Source organism: Cysteiniphilum marinum (assembly GCF_014857925.1).
GTDB lineage: Bacteria > Pseudomonadota > Gammaproteobacteria > Francisellales > Francisellaceae > Caedibacter > Caedibacter marinus.
The window spans coordinates 1-23,290 of the sequence record NZ_JACYVZ010000019.1 but is presented as its reverse complement, the minus strand read 5'-3'; the positions used below and the strand labels follow the sequence as shown (position 1 = coordinate 23,290).

Annotated in this window: 21 protein-coding genes; 20 read left to right on the top strand and 1 reads right to left on the bottom strand. The window is 39.0% G+C overall.

What is annotated here, in order from left to right:
• Positions 1-289: 289 nt before the first annotated feature.
• The 20 genes from IE867_RS09255 to IE867_RS09160 all read left to right on the top strand — a co-directional run bounded on the left by IE867_RS09255 (position 290) and on the right by IE867_RS09160 (position 21,686).
• Positions 290-1,078 (top strand): response regulator transcription factor, encoded by a 789-nt coding sequence (locus IE867_RS09255; protein ID WP_192484442.1) that lies wholly within the window; start codon positions 290-292, stop codon positions 1,076-1,078.
• Positions 1,078-2,331 (top strand): sensor histidine kinase, encoded by a 1,254-nt coding sequence (locus IE867_RS09250; protein WP_192484441.1) that lies wholly within the window; start codon positions 1,078-1,080, stop codon positions 2,329-2,331. Before IE867_RS09255 ends, IE867_RS09250 begins: the two co-directional genes overlap by 1 nt.
• A 143-nt stretch (positions 2,332-2,474) precedes the next feature.
• Positions 2,475-5,942, top strand: coding sequence for a DNA polymerase III subunit alpha (gene dnaE, locus IE867_RS09245; protein ID WP_192484440.1), 3,468 nt, complete (start codon positions 2,475-2,477; stop codon positions 5,940-5,942).
• A gap of 165 nt (positions 5,943-6,107) precedes the next feature.
• Positions 6,108-6,440: a TrbC/VirB2 family protein gene (locus IE867_RS09240; protein ID WP_192484439.1), complete on the top strand. Its 333-nt coding sequence runs from the start codon at positions 6,108-6,110 to the stop codon at positions 6,438-6,440.
• Between the two features lie 57 nt (positions 6,441-6,497).
• Positions 6,498-6,752, top strand: a complete 255-nt coding sequence (locus tag IE867_RS09235) for a VirB3 family type IV secretion system protein (RefSeq protein WP_117002874.1) — start codon at positions 6,498-6,500, stop codon at positions 6,750-6,752.
• A gap of 5 nt (positions 6,753-6,757) precedes the next feature.
• A complete protein-coding gene (gene trbE, locus IE867_RS09230; RefSeq protein ID WP_192484438.1) occupies positions 6,758-9,205 on the top strand; it encodes a conjugal transfer protein TrbE in 2,448 nt (815 codons plus the stop codon).
• A complete protein-coding gene (locus IE867_RS09225; RefSeq protein WP_192484437.1) occupies positions 9,195-9,818 on the top strand; it encodes a hypothetical protein in 624 nt (207 codons plus the stop codon). The genes trbE and IE867_RS09225 overlap by 11 nt, the downstream gene beginning before the upstream one ends.
• Positions 9,819-10,502 (top strand): type IV secretion system protein, encoded by a 684-nt coding sequence (locus tag IE867_RS09220; RefSeq protein ID WP_192484436.1) that lies wholly within the window; start codon positions 9,819-9,821, stop codon positions 10,500-10,502. It begins immediately after the preceding gene.
• Complete coding sequence (locus tag IE867_RS09215) at positions 10,499-11,530, top strand: TrbG/VirB9 family P-type conjugative transfer protein (protein WP_192484435.1); 1,032 nt, start codon at positions 10,499-10,501, stop codon at positions 11,528-11,530. Before IE867_RS09220 ends, IE867_RS09215 begins: the two co-directional genes overlap by 4 nt.
• A gap of 18 nt (positions 11,531-11,548) precedes the next feature.
• Positions 11,549-12,799, top strand: a complete 1,251-nt coding sequence (locus tag IE867_RS09210) for a TrbI/VirB10 family protein (protein WP_192484434.1) — start codon at positions 11,549-11,551, stop codon at positions 12,797-12,799.
• 23 nt (positions 12,800-12,822) lie between these two features.
• Positions 12,823-13,173 (top strand): hypothetical protein, encoded by a 351-nt coding sequence (locus tag IE867_RS09205; protein ID WP_192484433.1) that lies wholly within the window; start codon positions 12,823-12,825, stop codon positions 13,171-13,173.
• A 7-nt stretch (positions 13,174-13,180) separates the two neighbouring features.
• Positions 13,181-14,314: a type IV secretion system protein gene (locus IE867_RS09200; RefSeq protein ID WP_192484432.1), complete on the top strand. Its 1,134-nt coding sequence runs from the start codon at positions 13,181-13,183 to the stop codon at positions 14,312-14,314.
• 7 nt (positions 14,315-14,321) lie between these two features.
• Entirely contained in the window at positions 14,322-14,822 is a 501-nt protein-coding gene (gene lepB / locus IE867_RS09195) for a signal peptidase I (RefSeq protein ID WP_192484431.1), read from the top strand.
• Positions 14,819-15,769 carry a P-type conjugative transfer ATPase TrbB gene (gene trbB / locus IE867_RS09190; protein ID WP_192484430.1) on the top strand — a complete coding sequence of 317 codons (951 nt, stop codon included), beginning with the start codon at positions 14,819-14,821 and terminating at the stop codon, positions 15,767-15,769. Before lepB ends, trbB begins: the two co-directional genes overlap by 4 nt.
• Positions 15,770-15,838: 69 nt before the next feature.
• Positions 15,839-16,798 (top strand): type IV pilus biogenesis protein PilM, encoded by a 960-nt coding sequence (gene pilM, locus IE867_RS09185; protein WP_192484429.1) that lies wholly within the window; start codon positions 15,839-15,841, stop codon positions 16,796-16,798.
• Positions 16,798-17,346: a PilN domain-containing protein gene (locus tag IE867_RS09180; RefSeq protein WP_192484428.1), complete on the top strand. Its 549-nt coding sequence runs from the start codon at positions 16,798-16,800 to the stop codon at positions 17,344-17,346. The genes pilM and IE867_RS09180 overlap by 1 nt, the downstream gene beginning before the upstream one ends.
• On the top strand, positions 17,343-17,942 hold the full coding sequence (pilO, locus tag IE867_RS09175) for a type IV pilus inner membrane component PilO (protein WP_192484427.1): 600 nt from the start codon (positions 17,343-17,345) through the stop codon (positions 17,940-17,942). Before IE867_RS09180 ends, pilO begins: the two co-directional genes overlap by 4 nt.
• The gene (locus tag IE867_RS09170; protein ID WP_192484426.1) at positions 17,943-18,479 is read left to right on the top strand and encodes a pilus assembly protein PilP; all 537 of its coding nucleotides are present in this window, start codon (positions 17,943-17,945) and stop codon (positions 18,477-18,479) included. It begins immediately after the preceding gene.
• Position 18,480: 1 nt separating this feature from the next.
• Positions 18,481-20,286 carry a type IV pilus secretin PilQ gene (locus IE867_RS09165; protein ID WP_192484425.1) on the top strand — a complete coding sequence of 602 codons (1,806 nt, stop codon included), beginning with the start codon at positions 18,481-18,483 and terminating at the stop codon, positions 20,284-20,286.
• Between the two features lie 71 nt (positions 20,287-20,357).
• A complete protein-coding gene (locus IE867_RS09160) occupies positions 20,358-21,686 on the top strand; it encodes a trans-sulfuration enzyme family protein (RefSeq protein WP_192484424.1) in 1,329 nt (442 codons plus the stop codon).
• Here the strand turns inward: IE867_RS09160 and IE867_RS09155 are convergent.
• Positions 21,683-22,942, bottom strand: a complete 1,260-nt coding sequence (locus IE867_RS09155; protein ID WP_192484423.1) for an MFS transporter — start codon at positions 22,940-22,942, stop codon at positions 21,683-21,685. The genes IE867_RS09160 and IE867_RS09155 overlap by 4 nt on opposite strands.
• Positions 22,943-23,290 lie beyond the last annotated feature (348 nt).

The window sequence follows — 23,290 nt, the reverse complement described above, 5'->3', positions numbered from 1 at the left end:
ATTGTAATCGTCATATTTAGAAGCAAACTTTACATCAAGGTATCTGATTTACAAAAATATATAAAATTTCACATTGTATTACTGTTGCTTGGTTTATGATGAGCATATAACTATTGCGTAAATACTCTCGTATTTTAGTTTCGAAAAATGCTGGAGTTATGCCTTTTAAAGGATTATGAGCCCATTATTTGTTGGGTTTTTTTTATACATAAATGTAGTGTTGATATAGACTTAGTGTAGGTATGTTTTTATACTGACGTATAGATAAAAAATATAGGGAGAGTTTAAGTTGTCGAAGCTGAGTAGTTTATTAATCATTGATGATGACGAGGTTATTTCTGAGTGTTTAAAAAGAAATCTAGTAGATTATTTTGGTATATCGGTTAAGACAAGAAAGACGGGGGTTGACATTGATGTGTATTTATCTCAGACAGAAAATAGTTTTGATATTATATTGCTAGATTTGATTATGCCGGAGCTAGATGGGGTTTCTGTTTGTGAAAGAATTCGCACGGTATGTAATACTCCAATTATCATGATGACGTGCTTGGATGATAATGATATTCGTCCAACAAAGTTTGTTTTGGCATTTAACTCTGGGATTGATGCTTGCATCACTAAACCCATCAACCCTGCTGAACTTGTGGCAAGGTGTGAAGCTATTTTAAGGCGTACATCGGGCATGACTGTCGATAATAAGTCTGTATCGCGTGAAACGAGTATTGAAGGTTTTGTCATTTATCATTTTGATGGTTGGGAGCTTAATACAAAAACCTTTTGTTTAAAGTCACCCTCAGGCATTAGTTACTCTTTGTCTACTTCGGACTTCGAGCTTTTACGCCTATTATTAAAAAACCCAGGTAAAATTTTATCACGTGATTTTTTGATTAAGGAGCTCAAGGATATCAAGCGGAATGTATATGATAGAAGTATTGATGTGCGTATCAGTTTATTACGTAAGAAAATTGAGCAAGATCCTAAGCAACCAGCTATGATAAAAACTGTTCATAATAAAGGTTATATGCTAGCATCAGATGTAAATATCTCAAAGATGGGCAGAGCCACCTGCTATGAATAATGCGCTTTCCTTTATTGATTGTTAGCAGCTTTGTTTTAGCGATAGCTATTTTAGTATCTCATACGTATCTACAAGTGACTCAAGTGGTGAAAATTAATGTTCATCATCGTGTTGTTTGGACCATTATGGATATTGTAAACTATGGCAAAACACACGAAGAAGGTGTGTTTAGTAATCTAATGACTAAAGCGCATTATGCCAATATATATTTTGATAATTTTTACTTTGATCTTGATATTTCACCTAAGCCTCTCTATGAGCCAGAGCTTCATGTGAAAACTAAAGATGCTCTGCAAAAATATTTGGATAATCATCAAGTAAAAAATGGTAACTTATCTATTTATATTAAGGATAATTTATGGCTAAACGTGCAGGTGAGGCCTAACTATAGTTATATGCTATTTAGTATTGGAGGGCGCATAGCGTTGAGTCTTTTCATCATTTTACTTTTATTGATATCAGGACTAATTGTTTATCGGCTATATAAGTCTGTTCGGGCAGCACATAATGTGTTAGAAGAGTTGCATATCCCTAAGGGGAAAAGCGTTTTGAAAGATGTTTTAAATGGAAGTACTTCCCTTGCTGGGCTGTTAAGAAATCGTATTACCGATCTGATGAATACACGGATCAAAACACTAGAAGCAATCTCTCATGATTTGAAAACGCCATTGACGCGTATTTATTATCGTTTGCACACATTAGGGCAGTCAACAGAAGTTGTTAATAGTCTTAAAGATATAGATGAAGTGAATCAAATGATTAAAGAAATATTAACAGTTGGTTCAACAACGCAGCAAAGCTTCGAAGCTATTGAGCTAAACTCGCTTACTGAGGTGATTGTTGAAGAGTATCAAATTCAAGAAATTAACATCAGCTATGAAGGTTTAGATAGAAATGTCATTGTGACTGGGAGTATGTTAATTTTTAAGCGAATATTGTATAACTTAATTAATAACTCCAATAGATTTGCAGATAAGATAATGGTTAAGCTAACAGTTGTTAAAGATGTTGTCATATTATCTATACAAGACAATGGGCTAGGAATTCCAGAAGCGGAAGATCCTAATGCTCTTTTTAGAGCGCGTTATCAAGCAGATAATCAAAGTGAGGCGCGTGTAAGTGCTGGCTTTGGTCTTGGATTGGCTATTGTTTATGAGCTTGTCCATCAAACCAACGGTATTATTACGATTGAGAATATTAAGCCAAATGGCCTCAGTGTTGCAATACGTTGGAAATTAGCAAAGTCTGTTTGATTTCATTGAAAAATGCTATTCAATTTCTATCTGGATCGTTAGAATGATGGTTCATAAAGTTATCTAGCAATCTCAATGCTTAATGAAGTTAAATATGCCAGCTGTTATATCTACAGCGGCACATAACAAATAGAGAAGATATCATGCCAGCGAATTTTGTTCATTTAAAACTGCACAGCGAATACTCGTTGATGGATAGCATTATCCGCATTAAGCCACTGCTTGAGGAATGCGTTAAGCGCAAATTAGCAGCGGTTGCATTAACCGATATGTGCAATATGTTTGCCGCAGTGAAATTTTATAAGGCAGCACTTGCCAGTGGCGTTAAGCCGATATTTGGTAGTGAAATTTGGATTGAGGTTGATCGTGCGCATTATCCATTAACGTTAATTGCTAAAGATAATCAAGGCTATCAAGTCATTGTTGATTTGATTTCACACGCCTATCTTTATGCCAATAGAGTCAACGGCATTCCTGTGCTGCCAAAAAGCACGTTAGCAAGCTTTGATTTTACACATGTTTTTGTGCTAAGCGGTGGGTTTAAAGGTGAAATTGCACAGAGCTATTTAGCGCAAAAAGATACTGAAGCAGAAAGTATTTTAGAGGCGTATCTTAAACTTATTCCAAAAGAAAACTTCTTTATCGAGCTTCAACGCATTGGTCATGATGGTGAGGAAGATTATATCCAAAAAGCAGTTGCCTTAGCACAAGATTATCAAGTTGCTGTGGTGGCAACCAATGATGTGTGTTTCTTAAATGAAGAGGAGTACTCGGATCACGAGGTACGTGTGGGTATCTATCAAGGCTATACCTTGTTAGATCAAACACGTAAAAGTCAATACACGCCTAAACAATACTTGCGCTCAGCAGATGAGATGTGCGAGCTATTTTCGGATATCCCGCAAAGTTTAAGCAATAGTGTATACATTGCACAAAATGCTAATGTCACGTTTAATTTAGGTGATGCGGTGTTACCGTGTTTTGACATCCCAGAGGGGATGACGGAAGCTGAGTATTTTGCTGAAGTGTCTTTTAAGGGATTGGATGAGCGTTTTGATTTTATTCTGATGGGTAAAAAAGATGAAGATAGATCCGCCATTATCGAAAGTTATAAAGCGCGCTTGCAAGTTGAGATTGATGTGATTTGCCAGATGGGATTTCCTGGGTATTTCCTAATCGTTGCAGACTTTATTCAATGGTCAAAAGATCATGATATTCCTGTCGGTCCAGGGCGAGGCTCCGGTGCTGGATCGTTAGTTGCTTACGCGCTTAAGATTACCGATATTGACCCGATTCCTTATGGTTTGCTGTTTGAGCGTTTTCTAAATCCAGAGCGGGTATCGATGCCGGATTTTGATATTGATTTTTGTATGGATGGTCGTGATCGTGTGATTGAGTATGTTGCACAAAAATATGGTAGCGAGAGTGTTTCACAAATCATTACCTATGGGTCGATGGCAGCCAAAGCCGTAGTGCGTGATGTTGGGCGTGTGCTTGGGCAGCCTTATGGTTTTGTCGATAGAATTGCCAAGTTAATTCCCAATGATCTTGGGATTAAACTTAAAGATGCTTCAGCACCTGAAACACCATTGCATGATTTATGCCAACAAGATGAAACAGCGGATGAAATTGTTAAGATTGCACTAAAGCTTGAGGGTTTGACGCGCAGTGTCGGTAAGCATGCAGCAGGGGTGGTGATTTCACCTTCTAAGGTGACTGACTTCTCACCGGTGTATTGTGAAGAAGGTACCAAACAACTAGTAACACAGTTTGACAAAAAAGATGTTGAAGAAGTTGGCTTGGTTAAGTTTGACTTTTTGGGTTTAAGAAACTTAACCATCATTGATAATGCTTTAAAAATTGTTAATAAACAAAGACGTTTACAGAATGAGTCTGCGCTTGATATTGCGCTGATTCCAATGACCGATAAAAGAACCTTTCAGCTTTTGCAAAATGGCGAAACCACCGGTGTTTTCCAGCTAGAGTCGCGCGGCATGAAGGAGTTGATCAAACGTCTAAGACCGGATTGCTTTGAAGATATTATCGCTTTGGTGGCCTTGTATCGTCCAGGACCTTTAGGCTCGGGCATGGTAGATGACTTTGTTAATCGTAAGCATGGCAGACAAGAGGTAAGCTATCCGCATCCTGATTTGAAAGATGTCTTGGAAGAAACCTATGGCACGATTTTGTATCAAGAGCAAGTGATGCAGATTGCGCAAATTCTAGCAAATTATTCTCTAGGTGGTGCAGATTTGTTGCGTCGCGCGATGGGCAAAAAGATCCCTGAAGAGATGGCAAAACAGCGTGAGACTTTTGAAAAAGGGGCATCTGAAAATGGCATTGATGCCAAGCTTGCAAGCTCAATCTTTGACTTGATGGAAGAGTTCGCAAAATACGGCTTTAATAAATCACATTCTGCAGCATATGCTTTGGTGTCTTATCAAACTGCCTTTTTAAAGGCACATTATCCGGAAGCCTTTATGGCAGCGGTATTATCGTCGGATATGGATAACACGGATAAGGTGGTCAACTTTATTTCAGAATGCCAAAAGATGCAATTAAAGCTCATTTTGCCACATATCAATGTCAGTGATTATTATTTTACCGTAAATCAACAGACGGAGCTTGTCTATGGTCTTGGTGCGATCAAAGGCGTTGGTCTTGCGGCAATTGAAGGGATTTTGGCAGAACGTCAACAAAATGGGGCGTTTAAAGATTTATATGATTTTTGTGCGCGTGTCGATACACGAAAAGCCAATAAACGTGTCTGTGAGGCGCTTATTTACGCAGGTGCAATGGATGGTTTTGCTGAAAATAGGCAAACACTTGTTGCAACAATTGAAGATGCAATGAAGGCAGCTGAGCAAAAAAGCCAGATGCAAAATAGCGGTCAGCTTGATTTGTTCGGTTTTAGCGAACCTGAGTCATCAAATGACATAGCACGCGATATATCACATATCAATGTACCGAGTTGGAGCACTAAAGATAAGTTGATTTTTGAAAAATCAGTGTTAGGAATGTTCTTGTCAGGGCATATTATTGATGAAGATAGAATGTGGCTTAAGCACTTCAATGTTCAGCCTTTAAATCGCATTGCAGCAACAACACGCAAAGAGTCTATTCTGCTTGCAGGTGTTGTCGTAGCGATGGCGCAACGAAAAACAAAGGCAGGGAAGTTGATGGGCGTTTTGCAGCTTGATGATGGTTGTGAGCGCTTGGAGTTGGTGATTTTTAGTGAATTATATGACGCGGTTAAGCATTTGATCTCTGTTGATGAAACCGTCATTGTTGAAGGTGAGGCAAGTATCGATGCTTATAATGATCAGCTACGAATTAATGCATTATCAATTGAGCCGATTGCTAAGTATGTTGATAAAAATATTAAATCATTTAAGCTATCACTTCCTCAGCAGCAAGTGGCAAAAGTGCACGATTTGCTTAAAGCGCTTGTTGAAACATCAAATGAGGCTGAGCTTAAAAATATTGAGCTATATATACAGTCTAATGATTATGATGTTACATTGTCTGCTCAGGACGTGTCACTTGATGCTTATCTTTTAGGTGTTGAGATAAAATTCTTAAGAGAAAATAATATACATTTAACGTTGTAAAAATATCTGCAGTCATCATTTATGTGTAACAGCAAGATATTACTTAATCGCATATTTATCCTATTTTGTAGCTTTTGCAGCATCCAATTCTTGATTTGCCGATATATTTGACTAATATAACCTTAAACATTTAGTCAGGAACCCTTTTGAAAGGAGAAATAAAGAATGAAGCATTATCTTGAGTTTTTAAAGCGTGCACTATTTGCATTATCAATGTTGCCATTCACTGTGGCAGTGAGTTTTGCAACGGATACGCAGAATAATGCATTTTCAGCGATGACAGGCCCATTACAACAGATTATGGATGTAATCTCAGGGCCAATTGCGCAAATGGCAGGTGTGATTTGTATCGTAATTGCAGGTTTAGGTATTGCCTTTGGTGAAGGTGGTAGTGGTGTTAGGCGCCTTTTTCAAGTGGTGATGGGGTTAGCAATTGCCTTTACTGCAGCCAGCTTGATTTCTGGATTATTTAACCGTGGATCAGGGTTGATTTTCTAATATTTTTTAATAACTAAAAAAATACAAAACTCAACAACTAAAAAAGGATGCGTAACAATGGCAGTGCCTGGATTTGTGATTAAGATACACAATTCATTAACAACACCGCTTTTAACGGCAGGTGTGCCCAGACAGTTTTTTATCTTAAATGGTACTTTGGGGGCAGCTATTGTGCTTGGTATGCAATCTTGGTATGGCATTCCTATTTTTATTATCATGCATACTGTTGCCGTTTTAATGACCAAGAAAGACCCGCAGTTTTTTCAAGTCATGGTGCGTCATGTTAAACAACGAAATTATTATGGTGTATAGCTAATATGTTCAATATCGCAGAGTATAGAAAAAAGCCTGACAGAATAAGTGACTTGCTGCCTTGGGCTGTGCTTGTTGATAAAGGCGTGATATTGAATAAAGATGGTTCGTTTCAAAAAACATTTGCGTTTAGAGGGCCGGATTTGGAGTCTTCAACGCAGTCGCAATTGGTATCAATTACCGCGCGACTAAATAATACCTTAAAGCGATTAGGTTCTGGTTGGGCATTGTATGTTGAGGCGCGACGCAAAGCGGCAATGAGTTATCCTTCAGAGAACTATTTTCCTGATGCAGTAAGTTGGTTAATTGATGTTGAACGTAAAGACCTCTTTGAGCGCAAAGGTGAGAATTATGAAAGTGAATATTTCTTAACCTTTCAATATTTGCCACAGAAAGAATCGGTTTCTAAGCTTTCAGGTCTTTTCGTTAAAGAGAAAAAAAGTGATGATGAGCATGATGCCGGTTATAAGAAGTTGATGAATTATTTCTCAGCAACGGTGAATCACTTGTACGATATCATGCAAGATTATATGTATGAAATTGCTGAGCTAAGTGATGAAGAGACATTAAGTTATTTACATAATTGCGTTTCAGAGCGCGCGCACAAAGTCAATGTACCTGATAATCCAAGCTACTTAGATGGTGTGTTAGCCGATACACCTCTACTTGGTGGACTTGAGCCAAAGCTGGGTAAGTATTATTTAAAAACAATTTCTATTTTAGGCTTTCCAACAACATCAGTACCTGCGATTTTAGATGGATTAAATCATTTGCCATTGCAATACCGTTGGGTGACCCGTTTTTTACCATTGGATAAAACTGATGCCGAAAAAGTGCTTAAAAGTTATAAACGTCAGTGGTTTGCGAAGCGCAAGGGCGGGTTGACGATTTTAAAAGAAGTGATGTCAAAAAGCGAAAGCGCGATGGTTGATAGTGCGGCTGTACAAAAATCTAATGATGCCGACGAAGCGCTATCGGAGCTTTCAGATGATTTAGTATCATTTGGTTACTACACAGCAACAGTGACCGTATGGGATACGGATAAAGATAAAGTCTATGAGAAACAGCGTGAAGTAGAGCGTGTTGTCAATGGGCTTGGCTTTGTTACTGTTTCAGAGACGATTAACTCAGTTGAAGCATGGTTGTCATCGATTCCAGGGCAGGCAAATGCGAATGTGCGCACGCCATTGATGCATAGTTTAAACTTGGCACACTTATTACCATTCTCAGCAGTTTGGGCAGGACCTGAGATCAACGCGCATTTAAAAGCGCCGCCATTATTGTATGCGCGTACAGCAGGTAATACACCATTTAGATTATCTAATCACATTGGTGATGTTGGGCATCAAATGATTTTGGGGCCAACTGGCGCGGGTAAATCGGTGCTATTAAACGTAATGGCAGCGCAATTTCTGCGTTATGACAATGCGCAAGTATTTATATTTGATAAAGGCGGCAGCTTCTTTGCATTAACGCAAGGGGTTAAAGGTCATTTCTATGAAGTGGGCGATGTTGGTAAAGGCGGCTTAGTATTTCAGCCATTAGCCGAAATAGACCAAACGACTGAACGTGTTTGGGCGCATGATTGGGTGCTTGGGCTTTTAGAAAATGAGAAAGTAGAGATCACACCTGAGGTTAAAGAAACCATTTGGCTTGCTTTAATGAACTTATCAGAGGTGCCAAAAGAGCAGCGCACATTAACAGGTCTTCGTTCTTTTGTGCAAGATAGAGCGCTAAGAATGGCGCTTGATTCCTATGTCCTAGGTGGTCCATATGGCGAGATACTCGATTGCGATGAAGAGCACTTTAGTGATGCTAATTGGCAGTGTTTTGAGATGGAGCGCTTGATGGCAATGCCAAATATTATTGCACCTGTATTGGCTTATATTTTCCATATTCTTGAGAAGCGTTTTGATGGTCGACCTAGTTTAATGATCCTTGATGAGGCATGGTTGTTTTTAGATCACCCGATTTTCGCCTCAAAAATTAAAGAATGGTTAAAAACATTAAGGAAGCTTAATGTATCAGTGATCTTTGCAACACAATCAGTTGATGATGCGGTGAAATCACCTCTAGTATCAGCGCTGAATGAATCCTGCCCGTCACGCATCTTCTTGCCAAATGATCGCGCGATGGAGCCTGCGGTTTCGCAAGGCTATGAGTCACTTGGGCTTAATTTAAGACAAGTGCAAATTTTAGCGCATGCGATGCCAAAGCGGCAATATTATTTCCAATCACATAAAGGAAATTGCTTATTTGATCTAGGTTTAGGACCCATTGCGCTAGCTTTTTGTGCAGTAAGTCGACCTGAGGATCGTAAGCATATTAGGGAAATATTGGCGCAACATAAGGGCTATGATTATTTCTTAAAAAGCTATTTGCATGGCAGAGGCCTTGACTGGGCATATGATATTGTCAAAAAGCATTACAAGGGGGATATAGATGCAACCTAGCGGATTTCCCTTTGGTAAAGAAGTTCAATCTTATCGACAAACTGAAGTGATTACACCATTTCAAAAGCAAAACCAGTTGTTTGATAAACCTATTGGGCAGCTGATTCATAAGGCATATATTTGGCGTGTTGTTTTTTTTAGTGGTGTTGGGGTGAGTTTTTTACTGTCACTAATTTTAGTGGGTTACTTAAATTCAATTCCTTATAAAATACTGGTTGAACAGGTTACGAGTAAAGGTTTTTTAAAATCCCCACCTGAGCTGTTGAGCCCTAATTATACCGTTAGTCAAACAGTGTTAGAGGAGTTCGTTAAGTCACTTTTGATCAATGATCAATCAGGTGGTGTTTATAGTAAGTTTTTGGATGAAGCTTCACAGCTTGCATTAAAACAAGGTGTTGTTGGGGTTGCGCAGAGTGAGCTTAAAGCAGCAACATTTGATAAATTTACGATGAATGATCTAAATTTCAGTGGTGAGTTAGTTGATAAAGAAGATACGGCAATATTGGTTGTTTCTGGGCAGTTTGGCCATCAACCGCTGACAACAAAAGAGCAAGTAAAAATTAATCCTTTAGGAATCTATATTCAAAATCTAGCAATTGAAAGGTTATTGTAGATGGAAAAAGAAATGCAAAAAATGCAGAAAGTGCAGAAAACAGACTATCAAAAGGCCTATGAAGAATGGGAATTACGTATTGGTAGTGCTAAAAAGCAAGCGCGTAACTGGATGATGGCAGCAGTTGCTATTTTAGTCGTTTGCATCTTATTACTGCTTGCAATTATTATTGAGGCGAACCGCCAACAAATGTATGTATATGTTGCTGAGGTCAAACCGCAGGAAAGTGTGGTTAATGTGCAAACTGCATCACAAAGCTATACACCAACGGTTGCCCAGAAAATTGCATTTGTTAGTGATTTTATTAAAAATATTACCGAGATTCCTTTGGATCCCGTCGTTCTTAATCGTCAGTGGCAATCGGCATTATTGTCAGTGTCAGGGCGTGCTGAAGATCAACTAAAACAAGTCTATCAGGCAGTTAATCCATTAAAACTTGTCGGTGATAAAACCATTACGACCGTGGTTACAAATGCCAATGAAGCCAGTAATAACAGTTTTGAAGTGACTTTTCAGTCAACGACATATAATAAAGATGGTGGTATTGAAAGTGTTAAAACATACAGTGGAATATTTACTTTCTCACCGAGTACTCCACCTAAGACATTAAATCAAATGGTGATTAACCCACTGGGTTTAAAAATAGGTTTCTTCTCATTTAGCGAAAAAGGATCAAGTCAATGAAATTAAATAAAATTAGCCGTTTATTACCACTTACTGCAATTGCAATGGCAGGCTGTGCGACAAATAGTTATCAAGGTGACATTGACTCAGGTAAATTTGTGCAAGCAAAATCTGCAGATGCCGCAGGCACTAAAGTTGTGCGTGAGTATATTCCAGTACCAATGCCAGGACAACTTCGCCCTGTGCCAAATAGTAAAGCTGAGAAAGCTGCCAAAAAGCCGGTTTTAACCAAAGAAGCAGCAGTTGCCGAAGCGAATAAAGATGCTCAGCAATTCCCAGATCAAAGTGATTTCTTTAATGCGATGATGACTTATAGCTATATGCCAGGTGCGATGTATACGATCTATACGGCACCTCTGAATATTACTGATGTAGTATTTGAACCAGGTGAGAAAATTATCTCACAAGCGGCAGGTGATACGCTTCGTTGGCAGATCGCTTCAACCTATAGTGGCGAAGGTAAAGATCTACGTTGGCATATCTTAGTTAAGCCACAAAAATCAGATCTAACCAACTCAATGATTATCACAACGAATAAACGAACGTATCATTTGATTTTGAAATCAGTGGATCAAGACCAAGCAATGGTATCGGTTAAATGGCAATACCCAAGCTCGATGGTGCAAGGTTTTAATGGTGGCAATCTAGGTGATATGAATGCCTCTGATGGTGATAGCAAATTATTACCCCCACCCCAGCAAAATGCAGGACTTGATTTGAGTTTATCTAATATGAGCTTCAATTATAATTGGCGCATGTTAAAAGGTGATACACCAAAATGGTATCCTGAGCAGATATTTAGCTCAGGACATCAGACCTTTATCAAATTCCCACATGAGGTAGTAGTGAGCAATGCGACGATGCCAGTGCCATTTGTCCAGTCAAATGATGGTGATTATGGTACAGCAAACTTTAACTGGCGCATGAAGGGTGATTATATGGTGATTGACACGGTTATTAAGAATGCCTACTTGAAAGCAGGCACTAAAGAATCAGGTGAAACAGTTGTTGAGATTTCACAAAAGTAAGCATAATCAAGGGTTATTATGGCTAAGAAAGAACAAGATAAACTGGGATTAAGGGCGTCACCGCCAAAATCATCAGAGCTAAACAAAAAGTTAATCACTATTGTTGGTGGCGGTTTGCTTTTAATTATTATTGTGGCGTTTATTTTTTCGATTAATGCACCAAAGAAAGGCTCGACTGGCATGAATAGTTCTGACCTTAGCGCAAACGCTTCAGGAAAAAGCCTCAAAGTCTCTGATGAGCTCTCCAGTTATAAAGATGCACAAGCAATTCGTAAGCGTTTGGGTATGGATCAGCCTGTTAAGGTGGTGCAACAAGAAAACCCAGAGTTACAGCGTATGATTAATCAACAGCGTTCACAACTTCAAGAACTACAAACACAGATTAATGGCCTGAAAAATCAACCAAGAAGCCCCGAAAAACCTGCTCAACCAAGTTATTCGCCAATGGATCGCGAAGCAATGAATGCGCCAATTTTCTTTGGTGGTGGCGCGCCACGGCCAATTCCTCAGGATAATCAAGATAAAGATAAATTAAAGCAAAGTGGTCAGCAAGCAGCTAAAACACCAGAAGAGCAACGTGAAAACTTTATGAAAGGTGGTTTAACCGCAAAAGACATTACCAATGAAAATACCATTCAAAAGCCAATTTCAGATAATGTGATTATGGCGGGTAATTCCATCCCTGCGATTTTGCAAACCAAAATTGTATCGGATTTGCCAGGAACTATTGTCGCGCGTGTTGCTAAAGATGTTTATGACACATTAACAGGTACAGTGTTGTTAATTCCAAGAGGGAGCTCGTTGATTGGGCAGTATAACTCAAGTACGGTTTATGGTGATACCAGTGTACAGGTTAAGTTCATTCGTTTAATTCGTCCGGATGGTACATCAATTATCTTACCAAATCAGCAAGGTATGGATGACTCAGGCGTCTCAGGTTTGGCGGATGAAGTCAATAACCACTGGGGACAGTTAATTGGTGCAGCGGCCTTGTCCACAGTCTTTAACGTACCAGCGGTAGCAGCACAAGTAGCAACACAATCTAATGCTACAGTTTGTGATGCCAACGGGAATTGTACACCTAACTATGGTAGTGTTGCTCAAAACTCTGTGCTGCAAAGTTTAGGGCAAACTGCATCGCAAGTTGGTGGTAAGATTACCGATCGTGCGATGAATTTGAAACCAACAATTACCATTAATTCCGGTAAAGAGTTCTCAGTATTAGTCACTAAAGATACTTATTTACCACCATATGGGCAGAGTCAATAATGCGTCTTCTATGGGGTGTTTTGATGTCACTGGGTTTGTGCGCACAGGTTGTTGCTTATGATAGCTCGTCGGATAATAATAATTACAATAATCCCTATAGCTCAAATAATGACACTAATAATACGACAAATAGTAGTACAAGTAGTAATCAAGGAAACCAACAGTTGCTACAAGAGATGAATAAAAAAACATCTAAAGGGCTTAAAGTATTCGATAAACTATTGAAGGATGATGGGCAGTCAAAACAAGATTTCTTTGCTGATGTTGGGCAAAATCCAACGGCAGATCAGTTTGAAGGCGGTGATGGCAGTGGTGGCCCAGTTGAGAATCCATTTGCGAAGATTTTAGGCAATGATGCGCAAGGTAACCAGTAGGTAAAGTATGGCAGATGTAACCAGTGTGTTAGGAACACAGCTACTTGATAAAATCCAGTTTGGATTTATTGAGCAAATCAATGCAAAGTTTAGTGCATTGCAAGGTTCTGCGTTAGCGCTTTTGGCAATTGTTGCGAGTCTTGAGCTTGTGATTTTTGGACTTGTTTGGATTATTAAACAAGATGAGGGTGTTGGTAATCTTATTGTTAAGATTATTAAAATTGGCTTGTTTTTTACCATTGTCAAATATTTCCCTGAGCTGCTGCAGATGATATTGGCAACCTTTATAAAGGTTGGCTATATTGTGGCACCTGAGAAATCTCAAGCCTTGTTATATAGTCCAGGAAAACTGTGGGGGATCGGTTTTAAAGCGGGTGTGTCGATGCTTAAGATTTCTGTGCAATACGGGACATTCAACATGGGGCTGTCAATGCTTTATCTGGTGTTGGGCATGGGGCTCTTGCTTATCTTTGCTGCCATTGGTGCGCAGATTATTATTTCAGTCGTACTATTTTATTTCGTGGCAGTACTGTCTTTAATTGTGGTGCCGCTGGGTGTGTTTAAGCCAATACAGGATTTATTTTACAAATCAATACAACATTTATTAAGAGCAGGCGTGAGATTACTTGCTGTGATATTTATTTTGGGTGTGGCATTTACGTTATTCCAAAGCTTAAAAATAACAGCGATTAGTGATTCAACAAGTCTTGAGAAACCTTTGGCATTATTCTTTACCTCCTTTATTTTGTTGATCTTGATTTATACTTTGCCAAACTATCTTGCTAAAGCCGTTGGTAAGCCCGGTGGTAATATCTTCCAGAATATGTCATCCCCTGCAGCAGCAAATGTTGTGGTTAATCAGCCAGCGCAATCCACTTCAGTGTCTGTATCACCAGTGGGTGCTGCTTCTTCGATGCATGGTGTTGCTGGATCGAGTACGGCAATGGGTGGTTCAATCCAATCAGGTGCCACAGTTGTTACTGGCGGTGGTGCAGTAGGTAGCGGAAGTACTAATGTCAATGTCTCAACAACGGTGCAAGGTGGTGCCATGGCTGGTAAGAAACAAGATAAGGTTTCTGATGCCTCCAATGTTAATAAGAGTATTTCTGATAGTACCATTCGCAAAATAAAAGAAGATTGATAAAGCAGTGGCAAGACTTTCATTTTTATATAAAATTCTTGCCGTTTTAGCGATACTTTATGCTTTATTGTGGCTGTTAAAAGCCTTACATATTGGTTTTATTCAGCAATTGACGCCAAGCATGCCTGAAGGTTGGTATTTTACTTATCCCGTCTCAGACTATCATAAAGGTGACAATGTGGTGTTTATCCCTAATGAACAAACGCAAGATTATATTCTAGCAAGAGAATGGTTGCCTAAGGACATTCCGCTTTTAAAGAAAATAGTGGGCGTTCCAGGAGATTTCTTATGCACAAAAGCGCAGAATGTCTATATTAATGAACAGTGGATTGGCAAAGTCTACCAAACGGACGGTAAAGGAAATGCTTTACCAATATTTAGTTTTTGTGGAAAAATACCTAAAGATAATTACTTTATGCAAGGTGTTGCAAATCCTCATTCATTCGATAGTCGTTACTATGGATTGATTGATAAGTCACAGATTATGAGTAAGGCAGTAAAATTATGATACAAAGAGCACTGATTGAAGAGCGGCAGTTAAATATGTTAAAAACTGCCTTTGGCAAAGAGGTAATGGACTACCTTTATGATGAAAAAATCATTGAGATTATGCTAAATCCTGATGGACGTTTACATTATGAGCGTATTGGTGAAGGCAAAGTAGCAACAGATATTTATATTCCGGCAGAGCAAAGTGAAAATATTGTCAAGCTTGTTGCATCGTTTAAAAACCATGTTGCAAATGATGAACACCCTGAAGTTTCAGCAGAGCTTCCCTTTCAAGGTGCGCGTTTTCAAGGTTGGTTACCTCCGGTAGTTAATCGTGCGTGTTTTTCAATTAGAAGACGTGCTATTGCAATTTTTACTTTAGATCAATATGTTGAGCAAGGCGCTTTAACACATGATCAAGCAGAAGGCTTAAGGCGTGCTGTTCTTGAGCGCAAAAATATTGTCGTTGTTGGTGGCACAGGCTCTGGTAAAACAACGTTTTGTAATGCGTTATTAGCAGAATTGCAAGGTAGCCAAGATCGTATTTTAGTGATTGAGGATTTGCCTGAACTCCAAGTGGAAGTTGATGATTTGGTGACGATGACAACAACAACATCGGTGACAATGCGTGATTTGGTCAAGGGATCATTAAGAATGCGTCCGGATAGAATTGTTATCGGTGAGGTAAGAGACGGTTCAGCGCTTGATTTGTTGAAAGCCTGGAATACAGGGCATCCTGGCGGGGTGTGTACGATTCACGCCAATAGCGTTGAGTCAGCGCCCTATCGTTTTGAAGACTTGATTCAAGAAGCAGTCGTTACTGTGCCTAGAACGCTTATTTTGCAAGCAATTGATCTGATTGTATTTATTTCGCGAGATAAAGCAGGTAAGCGTAAAATTACAGATTTGGTCGAGTTATCAGGTTATGAAAACGGTGAATACCTCTTAAAACCCTACAAAATATAGTATTGACGCTGTTTTTTGCTTTAAGCTTGGCTATACTGTCAGAAGTTGAAGTTAAAAGGACGAATGAGCATGCCGCTTTCTTATATGATGACACGCTTCAAAAGCAAAGGATTGGTCGCTATTGATTGGTCAGATTATTTCCTGCGTATTGTTGTATTAAGAAAAAAAAATCAAGGCTATGAATTAGTCGCAGCTGATAGTGCTGAGCTTGAACACGGCATGATTGAAAATGGACAGATCATTGACTTTGCTGAAGTGGCAGAGCGCTTGTTAGGACTTTTAAAACGCAATAAGATTAAGCATAAACAGGCAGCCTTTGTCATCAATGGTACGAATGTTATCAGTAAGCGCTTGCGATTTGATGAAGGATTGACTGATGCACAAATTCATGATGGAATCGTGATAGACTTTAATAAGCATGTTTCCTACCCTCCAGAAGAAACCTTTTATGATTTCGAGGTGCAAAAAAAAGAAAGTGCTAATTCTGGCAAACAGCAAGTGTTGTTTATCGCAGCGCATAAAGATCAAATTGCACAATATGAACAGTTAGCCCACATATGCCGTTTACATCTTGAGGTTATCGATATTGATAATTATGTATTACAGCGTTTTGTTGAGATCTTTTATCCTGAGGAAAAACAAGACTGCTGGGCGTTGATTTGTTTGAACTTTAAACGTTTTAAATTGCACATTCTTGATGAAAATCAAATTTACCTTTCTGAGCAGAAAACCATTTCAGCGGGCTTAAGTGAAGCAGAGTACTTAAATGCTTTGAATGCTTGGTTAATGCGTAATATGCAGATGTTTGAAGTATCTAATCGTGGTAAAAAGCCACAAAAAATTGTGTTATATGGTGATCGTGTTGAGATTGAAAATATCATTGCCAGTTTTAAAGAAATGATGCAATTAGATGTGATGGTATTAGATCCATTTGTACATTTAGGGAATTCACAGGTAGCGGTGAATATTGAACACAAGGCGTCATATCTATTGACTATTGCTCTGGCAACGCGACCGGAGGTGAACTGATGCATAACTTTAATCTTTTACCATGGCGTGAAATGCGCCAAAAGAAGCATTTAAAATCTTTGGCACTTGATTTTGGGTTTGTTGTACTTGTGGGTGTGGTCATTACATTTATTTGGCTTATCATTGCATCAAAAGGGTTGTCTAACCAGTATGCACGCAATGAATATTTACGCACACAAAATGTTGATTTTTTAAAGAATAATGCAGAGTTGGTTAAGCTTGAAAAAGAGAAGCTAGAACTCATTCGCAAAATTGAACTGTTAAATAATTTAGAGAAAGAAAGGCAAAAAGTTTTAGGTGTGTGGTTTGGATTATCACAAACGCTACCGGATACTGCTTATCTAATTAGTATTGAGAAAAACAAAAACGAGTTGCTGCTAGAAGGGCGCGCTGAAAATAGCAAAGCAGTAGCACAGTTTATGCGTGCCTTAGAAGACTCACCGGAGTTTGACCGACCTACTCTAGCGAATATCAGTTTGATTGGAAAGCCTGGCTTTGGCGCTGAAAATGCCTTTAAAATAAGTGTGAAACAGGAGGTGACAAAATGAAGAAAAAGCTCATTTTGTTGCTAGATAAGCTAAGCACACAACCTTTGTGGTTGAAGTTGATTGTGTCAACTGTTGTGCTTATTCTTGTTGTGCTACTAGGCTATTCAACCATTGTTAGTATGCGCTATCAAGAGAGAACAAATGCCTTTGCCCTAGAAGAGCAATATAAAAATGAGCTAATCAAGAATATTGCACGAAGCAAGTCTTTACCTATTTTGCAGCAACAAGTCGAGATCCTACATAATAAATTCAATACATCACTGCAAGCATTGCCAACCGATAGTGAATTACCACAATTAATTGAACAGTTATCGGATTTGGCATTTCAAAATGGTTTGCGCGTGAAAGTGCTAAACCCACAGCCTTTGGATTATAAAGATAATTATGCAGTGCTTCATATTCAACTGGCGTGTGACGGCACATTTGAGCAGCTGACGAATTTTGTTAATAAGCTTGAAACATTACCGCGAATTATTTTGATTGAGAGTTATCGCATTGTTCCTTATAACACGGTGAGTGAAAATGGCATTCTGCAGATGAATATGAATCTACAAACCTTTAGCCTGAAGTCAAAGCTGGGCAAGGAGGGTGTGTAGATGTTTAACCGTATTATATTGGCTATTATTGCGTTTGGCTCATCAGGTTTGGGCTTCGCAACACCAAAAGATCTTGTGCTCTTTGTTAAGGAAGCCAAGACGCAAACCTTGGCTGATAAAATACAACCTTTGCCAGAACTTAGAATGGTTAAAACCCAAGCCATGAATACAAAGGGAATGCGTAATCCATTTGACACGCCCGCAAAGCTTAAAGTAAAAGAGGCACCAACACAGGTAATTGATGACAAACAACATGAACCTGATTTGGCGCGACGCAAGACTCCATTGGAAAAAATCCCGTTAGAAAATCTTAAATTTTCAGGTGTTATCGAGCAAAATGGACATTTTTGGGCTATTATAACCAATGTAAAAAATCAACATACAAATATCGTCCAAGTTGGTGATTATATTGGACGTGATTATGGACGCGTTGATAAAATTACGGCAAAGTATGTGGAGATTGATGAAAGGAAGAAAGGAAAAGAGGGGCAATGGCTCAAAGTAGATACCGTATTAAAATTAGATCAGGCGGAATAATATGTTATTAAAGGCAAGTGTCTTAAGATTAACAGCATGTGTGTTGGCATGTGCAGTGACGATACCAATTGCGGCGGATACGTTGCATTTTGGTAAAGTGACGCTTGATATAGATATGGCGCATTATTTAAAGAATGCTGCTAAAATTTCTGCGACAACTAGTACTCACTCTCCTAAAAATTTATCGACAACAAATGGTAAGAAAAGTGTTGTTGAGCAAAACGTATTAACATCAATTAAAGAAGCAAGTAAAGTTAATTTAAACAGCTCACAAGCCTATATTGACGATATTCGTTATCAGCGTTCATTGAATAATGGTGGCGTGTTGAAGCTGCTTTGGAAAAAACAACCACAACACGTTGAGTTTTCAGAGCACAAAAACGCATTATTGATTACCTTAAAAAATACTCGTATTGCTGATTATTGGCTGCATAATATTGATACAACAATCTTTAATACAATTGTCAACTCGATTGATTTGTCACAAGAAGGCAATGATGTCGTTATTGTTGTTCACAGTGCTGTGCCATTTAACTTTACCCGCAAAACAACAGATAAGATGCTTGAGGTTGATTTAACTAATCAGCAGACAGAGGTTGATGGTTTTAATGTTAATAAAAAGATATCGTTAAAGTTTCAAGACGTGTCAGTGCGCGCGTTACTACAAACAATGGCGCAGTTTGCTGGTCTTAATCTTGTTGTCAGCGAAGGGGTTGAAGGTAATGTTTCGTTAAACTTGAATCAAGTTCCTTGGGAAGAGGCTTTGAATATTATCCTTGTATCAAAGGGTCTTGGGAAGCGCTTGATGGGTAATATTTTGTATATTGCACCGAATGCAGAAATTGCAGCACAAGATCAAGAAGCAGCAGCAGCGCAAAAAGCCAATCAAGCAGCAGCGCCGCTTGTTACTGAGTATATTCATCTTAACTATGCTAAAGCAGAAGAAGTGATGAAAGTAATTGAAGCGGGGAAGTCTGGATTTTTATCATCACGTGGGTCAATTGCTACCGACGAGCGTACCAATACTATTGTGATTACCGATACCAAGGACTATATCAATTCCGTGCGCGCAATGATTGAAAGTTTAGATGAGCCAGTTGACCAAGTGCTCATTGAAGCGCGTATTGTCGAGGTCTCAAGAAAATCAGCATTTGATTTAGGGATCGGATACACAGCTAAAAACAGCTCAGGAAGTACCATTAGTATTTTACCAAACTATTTAAAGCCATCTGATAATAAAGGCGGTTCAACCAATGCAAGCTTGGCGTTTAGTGGCTTATTTGGTGGTATTGATTTAAGCCTAGAGTTATCAGCGCTTGAAACTGAGGGTGACGCTAAGATTGTCTCGTCCCCTCATTTAGTTGTTGCTGAGAATACAGAGGCCTATATCAAACAAGGTAAAGAGATCCCTTATAATGAAAGCAGTGCCTCAGGGGCTGCAAGTATTGCCTTTAAAGAAGCCGTACTTGAACTTAAAGTAAAACCACAGGTTGCGCCAAATGGTCATGTGGTCTTGGATGTGACTGTTAAAAAAGACGCACCATCAACTGATGGCACAACGGGTTCTTCTGGGGAGCCTGCGCTTGATAAGCGTGAAATCGAGACAAAGCTTATGGTTAAGAATGGTCAGACGGTTGTATTAGGCGGCATTTACGAGAAAACAGTTGAACACTCAAAAAGTAAGGTACCTTTCTTAGGTGATATTCCATTACTCGGTTGGCTATTTAGCAGTGTTAGTAATAGTTCTGAAAACAAAGAGTTATTAATTTTTATTACACCTAAGATTATTAAGAGGGAAGCGCTTTAATAATTAAACTGAAGTTATGTACTTTAGAAAAAGTGCATAACTCCAGTATTACTATATAAGGAGGCCAGTTTGTGGATAGGGATAAAATAGCCGCACTTATTGATGCAAGAGAGAAAGCCTATAAGAAAATCTCAACCAAGTCATTTGACACGATTGCTACGCATGGCGTCTATGATTTACATGAAGTAACGTTAAATCAAGGATCCATTATTGAGCCGGTTTATATGACCACAGCACAAGCATTCTCCAGTGCTGACGCGTTGCAGCAGGCGCTAGCCTATGAAATCCCCAGTTGGGCATATTCACGCATCCATAACCCGAGTGTTTATTATTTGGAATCAACGCTTGCTTTATTGGAGTCCTATCAAACATCACAAGAGGCTTCTTGTTGTGTGATGAGCTCAGGTATGGCGGCTATTACAGCAGTAGCTGATGCATTACTGGCAAATGCAAAAAAAGCTAATTTTGTCGCATGCTCTCAAGTATATGGTGGGACATTTCAGCAATTTAGCGTGCGCCAGCATGAAAAGGGGCGCGAGGTTCGTTGGGTGGCAGCATCTTCGGCACTTGAGATATGGCAAGCAGCAATCGATGAACAAACACGTTTTATCTATATTGAAATCCCCTCAAATCCCGGCTTAACGATTTGTGATATTGAATCTTTAGCTAATCTTGCGCAAAGGCATGATATTCCATTAATTGTTGATTCAACTTTGGCAACACCTGCCTTGTTAAGACCTTTGCAATATGGTGCTGATATTGTCATTCACTCGCTGTCAAAAATTATGAGTGCTTCTGGAATGGTGATAGGGGGAGCTATTATTAGTCGAGCGAATATGCGTGGATCTTATTTGCTTGATGAGATGAAAAAAGACTTTGCATCATATCTTAAGCTATTGCCAAATCGTGATAATGGTGCATGTTTATCATCAATGAGTGCGTTTCTTACTTTGTCTGAATTGCGTACTTTGCGGATGCGCGTAGATCAACTGTCGCAAACAGCGCTTACGGTGGCAAATTTCTTAAATGATCATAAGATGGTTGAAAAGGTGATTTATCCAGGGCTTAAAGATCATCCGCAGCATGATTTAGCGCAGTCTTATTTTACTTTAGTTGATGCAGGTAATGGGGTGAATCGCTACGGGCACTTGTTATCCTTTTTAGTTAAGGGTGATTTGGAGAAAACTAAATCAGTATTAAGTCGTTTGCAAATGATTTTTAGAGCAACGGATTTAGGACGTATTAAATCAGTTGCAACGATTCCTGCGATATCAACGCATCAACAGCAAGGAGAGTCTGGACGTGATATTGCTGATATTCCAGTAAACCTTATTCGCTTAAGTGTGGGCGGAGAGCACCCACAGGATATTGTTGATGATCTTGCTCAAGCGCTTGGTTAATTAACGCTCACTGGATAACTTAATTGCTGTTTCAAATGTTTAATGCGTCCAATGAGCAATAGTCCAATGCCACCAAGAAAGAGTAATCCCATAATTAATATGCTCAGACCATATACTGGATGGATATGTACAAGTGATAGTGCCACAAGAGGGGCCCCGCCACTGATGCCATTACCAATGCTGTAGGAAAGTGCGCATCCTGTTGTTTGCCATTGGCTATCAAACGCCTCAGCAAACAATGGTGAGATAGCGCCTTGAATGGCTGCCATTAGCAGAGTCAAGATGGTGATTGCCAAAAACACCCATGTTGGAGATTTGGTTTGTATCAAATAAATCAGTGGAATGGTTAAAAGGAAAAACAAGATTGCAGCGATATAAAAAAGTCGCTTAGCACCAATTTTATCGGCATGTTGCCCAAAGATAGGATAGAAGATACAGGCTAATACCAAGGTGAGGCTATTAATTAAAAAGGCGGTCTGTTCAGAGATGTTAAGCTCAGTAATTTGATAATTCACTAAATAGGTAAAGACAATATAATATAGTGATGCTGCCATCGTTGTTAAAAGACTGACAGCAATTACGGCTTTGTATTGACTGGCAAGCCAAATAAAAACATTTTGTCGTGCGCTTTTATTCTTATTAATACTTGGGTAGCTTTCATTGCGATTAAGATAAAGATAGATAAGGAATAAAATACCACTTAAAGCAAAAGGGATGCGCCAAATCCACTGTGTATCATGATGTGAAAAAACGCTAGAGGCAAAAAAACCAACAATGGAGGCAAGAAGAAAGCCTAATGATGATATGGAAAACACCATGCCAACTGCAAAGCCTTTATCACTATGATGATCTTTTACAGATAGTGAGATAAGGCCGGGAAATTGTCCACCAACGGATAGACCTTGGATGATGCGCAATATAATTAATAATATTGGCGCCCAAACGCCAATCATCTGATAATCAGGTAATAGCGCAACTAGAAAAGTTGAGATGCCCATCGCAATGACACAGAAGTTAATCATGATCTTGGGGTGATAATAATCACTGAGCCAGCCAATCAAAAAACCACCTAGAGGACGAACCAGTGAGCCAAGAAAAAATGTGGTAAAGGTTAGCAGTAAGCTGACATAAGGATCATGGCTTGGAAAGAAATCTTTTGCTATATAGATCGCAAAGTAGATATATAAAGAGAAATCATACCATTCGATAATATTACCAAAGGAAAGACGAGCGAAGCTAATAAGAGACTTTTTCATCGTGAAATATAAGGTTTTAATATCCAGTTCTTTTCAAGGGTGTCATAGATTGATGTTAAAACCAAGGTAATATTAGGAATAAATCAAAGAGTAGAGGGGCGTGGTCATAATTATGGATTTTCAGGTCGCTATTCAACCAAAATCCAATAAAAAGTTGTAAAAGTTAAAAAAGATAAAAAAAGGGGTTGCGGGGTTGTAATTGGTGTGTATAATGGCACCTCGTTCTCAGCGAGAATGTTCGCAAGAATGCCTTGGTAGCAAGGTTTTGAAGATGTTTAAAGAGATATAAAATGTAGATACTTAAATACTTTGAGCAAAAATTTTTGCGGGTTGTTAGTTCTTGTTTTT

Excerpts from the sequence above, each read along its gene's own strand:
- IE867_RS09205 (WP_192484433.1), top strand. The coding sequence starts at position 12,823 with ATGTCACTGGGTTTGTGCGCACAGGTTGTTGCTTATGATAGCTCGTCG.
- IE867_RS09155 (WP_192484423.1), bottom strand. The coding sequence starts at position 22,942 with ATGAAAAAGTCTCTTATTAGCTTCGCTCGTCTTTCCTTTGGTAATATT.
- IE867_RS09240 (WP_192484439.1), top strand. The coding sequence starts at position 6,108 with ATGAAGCATTATCTTGAGTTTTTAAAGCGTGCACTATTTGCATTATCA.
- IE867_RS09220 (WP_192484436.1), top strand. The coding sequence starts at position 9,819 with ATGGAAAAAGAAATGCAAAAAATGCAGAAAGTGCAGAAAACAGACTAT.
- IE867_RS09200 (WP_192484432.1), top strand. The coding sequence starts at position 13,181 with ATGGCAGATGTAACCAGTGTGTTAGGAACACAGCTACTTGATAAAATC.
- pilM (WP_192484429.1), top strand. The coding sequence starts at position 15,839 with ATGCCGCTTTCTTATATGATGACACGCTTCAAAAGCAAAGGATTGGTC.
- IE867_RS09180 (WP_192484428.1), top strand. The coding sequence starts at position 16,798 with ATGCATAACTTTAATCTTTTACCATGGCGTGAAATGCGCCAAAAGAAG.
- trbB (WP_192484430.1), top strand. The coding sequence starts at position 14,819 with ATGATACAAAGAGCACTGATTGAAGAGCGGCAGTTAAATATGTTAAAA.
- IE867_RS09165 (WP_192484425.1), top strand. The coding sequence starts at position 18,481 with ATGTTATTAAAGGCAAGTGTCTTAAGATTAACAGCATGTGTGTTGGCA.
- trbE (WP_192484438.1), top strand. The coding sequence starts at position 6,758 with ATGTTCAATATCGCAGAGTATAGAAAAAAGCCTGACAGAATAAGTGAC.
- IE867_RS09215 (WP_192484435.1), top strand. The coding sequence starts at position 10,499 with ATGAAATTAAATAAAATTAGCCGTTTATTACCACTTACTGCAATTGCA.
- dnaE (WP_192484440.1), top strand. The coding sequence starts at position 2,475 with ATGCCAGCGAATTTTGTTCATTTAAAACTGCACAGCGAATACTCGTTG.
- IE867_RS09235 (WP_117002874.1), top strand. The coding sequence starts at position 6,498 with ATGGCAGTGCCTGGATTTGTGATTAAGATACACAATTCATTAACAACA.
- IE867_RS09210 (WP_192484434.1), top strand. The coding sequence starts at position 11,549 with ATGGCTAAGAAAGAACAAGATAAACTGGGATTAAGGGCGTCACCGCCA.
- IE867_RS09225 (WP_192484437.1), top strand. The coding sequence starts at position 9,195 with ATGCAACCTAGCGGATTTCCCTTTGGTAAAGAAGTTCAATCTTATCGA.
- IE867_RS09250 (WP_192484441.1), top strand. The coding sequence starts at position 1,078 with ATGCGCTTTCCTTTATTGATTGTTAGCAGCTTTGTTTTAGCGATAGCT.
- pilO (WP_192484427.1), top strand. The coding sequence starts at position 17,343 with ATGAAGAAAAAGCTCATTTTGTTGCTAGATAAGCTAAGCACACAACCT.
- IE867_RS09170 (WP_192484426.1), top strand. The coding sequence starts at position 17,943 with ATGTTTAACCGTATTATATTGGCTATTATTGCGTTTGGCTCATCAGGT.